The organism is Cellulomonas triticagri (assembly GCF_003696205.1).
GTDB lineage: Bacteria > Actinomycetota > Actinomycetes > Actinomycetales > Cellulomonadaceae > Cellulomonas > Cellulomonas triticagri.
In genome coordinates, this window is the sequence record NZ_RFFI01000225.1 from 1 (window position 1) to 2,562 (window position 2,562).

At 79.2% G+C, this 2,562-nt stretch carries 3 protein-coding genes; 2 read left to right on the top strand and 1 reads right to left on the bottom strand.

The window, feature by feature from the left end:
- Positions 1 to 600 (top strand): Fic family protein (locus tag EBM89_RS20315; RefSeq protein ID WP_147463649.1); only part of this gene is annotated, 600 nt, incomplete at its 5' end.
- 146 nt (positions 601 to 746) lie between these two features.
- On the opposite strand, the gene EBM89_RS20320 is transcribed toward EBM89_RS20315, so the two are convergent.
- Positions 747 to 1,691 (bottom strand): HAD family hydrolase, encoded by a 945-nt coding sequence (locus tag EBM89_RS20320; RefSeq protein WP_122151377.1) that lies wholly within the window; start codon positions 1,689 to 1,691, stop codon positions 747 to 749.
- 240 nt (positions 1,692 to 1,931) lie between these two features.
- On the opposite strand from EBM89_RS20320, the gene EBM89_RS20325 reads away from it, so the two are divergent.
- The coding region (locus EBM89_RS20325; protein WP_147463650.1) for a CpaE-like family protein at positions 1,932 to 2,562 on the top strand (631 nt) is incomplete at its 3' end.

Sequence of the window (2,562 nt, forward strand, 5' to 3'; positions counted from 1 at the left end):
CGCGTCGCCACCGGTGCGCTGCGGGCCACCGTGCTCGCCGCGACCTGGCGGCCCGACCTCGGCGGGCGGGGCGAGCCCGTCGTCCCGCCGCTGGCGCAGGTGCTCGCCCGGCTGCACCAGGCGGCCGGTGCCGGGTGGCTGGACGACGCCGACCTCGGTCGGGTCCGCGCCGTGGGTGCCCCACCCCGCGACCTCACCGGGCTCGGGCCCGCGCCGGCGGGGGACGAGGCGGCCGAGCGGCTCGCGCTGCTGACCCGCACCGTCGCCGCCACCCGCGTCCCGGCGCTGCTCGTCGCGGCCGTGGTGCACGGGGAGGTCCTGGCGGTGCGCCCGTTCGCCGCGGGGAACGGCGTCGTCGCGCGCGCCGCCGCGCGGATGCTGCTCAGCGGGCGCGGGCTCGACCCCACCGGGGCGGTGGTCCCGGAGGTCGCGTGGTCCGGCACGCCGCACCCCTATCTCGCCGCCGCGGCGCGGTTCGCGACCGGCACCCCGGAGGGCGTCGCGGGGTGGGTGTCAGCGGTCGCGGACGCCGTCGTCGCGGGGGCCGGGGAGGGGCGCGTCGTCGCGGACGCGGTGCTCGCGGGGCGGCTCGGGGGCTGACCGCGCGGGCGTGACGTCGCGGGACCGGACGCCTCCGGGCACGAACGACGGCGCCCCGGGGGACGCCGTCGCCGAACGGACGACGCGAGGGTTATCAGGCGTGCACGGTGGTCAGCCGGTGCGGGATCGAGCCCGTCCGACTCGTCCTATGCGTGGACGGATCGCGCGTGGGTTCCCTCGGGTCGTGCTGTTGTGCGACCCATCACAGCGCGTGCCGCCCGGCGGGGGAAGTGGGGCCGATGAAGTCCCAGGTGGTGCCCGGCGGAGTGCCCGGCATCCGAGACCGGCGCCCGGATGCCGGACCGGGACCGGGCGAGGAGGAGGGCGGCCGCGAGGCCCGTGGCGGTGATCAGCACCGCCACCGCGGTACGGGCCGGGACCCGGGCCAGCGCCCGCGTCAGGGGACGCCGGTGCAGCACCAGCGGCTCCCAGCCGCGCACCGCCGCGAGCGCCCGCAGCCCCCGGTCCGGGTCGACGACGACGCCGTGACCCACCGCGTCCAGCATCGGCGCGTCCGTCGCCGAGTCCGTGTACGCCGTCGACGCCGCCAGGTCGTAGCCCCGCCGCGCGGCCAGGTCCCGCATCGCGACGGCCTTCGCGGGGCCGTACGCGTAGAAGTCGATGGCCCCGGTGTACCGGCCGTCCTCGACCGTCATCCGGCTGGCGATCACGTCGTCCGCACCGACCAGCGCCGCGATCGGGCGCACCAGGTCGTCGCTCGACGCCGACACCACCACCACCGCGTGCCCCGCCGCCCGGTGCCGCGCGACCAGGTCCAGCACCGCGGGGGACAGCAGCGAGCCCACCGCCCCCTGCACGCTCTGCCGCACCACCTCCGCGACCCGGTCCACGTCCCAGCCGACCACCATCGCCGACAGCTGCGCCCGCACCCGCTCCGTGCGGTCCTCGGTCGCGCTGGCGAGGTGGAACGCGAGCTGGGCCCGGGCCGCGCGCAGCACCGCCCGGCGGCTCAGCAGCCCGCCGCGCAGGAACGGGCGCGCGAACGCCGTCGCGGCCGACGACGGGATCAGGGTCTTATCGAGGTCGAAGAACGCGGCGGGGCGGAGGTCGGGGGGTCGGCGGTCGGTCACGCGGCGGCTCCTGCGGGCTCGTGGCTCCTCGGCGGTCCGGGGGTGCCCGGCGGTGGTGCGGCGGTGCCGCTGCGCGGCGCGGGGCCGCTGGTGGGGCCCTGCCGGGCGGGGAGCGGGTTCTGAGCCTTCCACAGGGAGCGGAGGCGTGCGTGGTCCCCAGGTGCGCGGAGCGGGGCGGGGTCGTGCGGGTCGCGGGGCGGCACCGTCGAGGTGGAGGACCGGCGGCACGAGGAGGACGCGGTGGCAGCACGGCAGCAGGACGGCGCGGGGACGGTGGGCGTCGTCGGCGCCCGGGGCGGAGCGGGAGCGACCGTCCTGGCGGCGCTGCTCGCCGCGCGGCTCGCGCGCAAGGGTGCCACCGCGCTGGTCGACGGCGGACCGGGCCCCTCCATCGACACGGTGCTCGGGCTGGAGTCCCACCCCGGGCTGCGGTGGCCGGGACTCAGCGGCGCGCGCGGCGTCGTGGACCCCGCACTGCTCGCCGGGAACCTCATGCGCTGGGACCGGTGCGCGGTGCTGCCCGCCGACGACTCGCAGCCCGGCCCGCCCCGGCCCGACGTCGTGCCGGACGTGCTCGACGCCCTCACCGTCGCGCACCGCTCGGTCGTGGTCGACCTCGACCGATCCGGCCTGCTCCGGGAGGACCCCACCGGCGCGCGGGTGCTCGCCGACGCATGCGCGACGGTCCTCGTCCTCGCCCCGCGCGACGTCACCGGCGTCGCCGGTGCGCGGCTGCTCCGGGACGTGCTCGTGCGCGACGGCCGCCGGGTCGGGCTCGTCGCGGGCGGTGCCGCGCCCGCCGTCCTCGCCCCGGAGGAGGTCGCCGCCGCCGTCGGCCTGCCGGTGGTCGGTGCCCTGCCCCGGGCGCGTG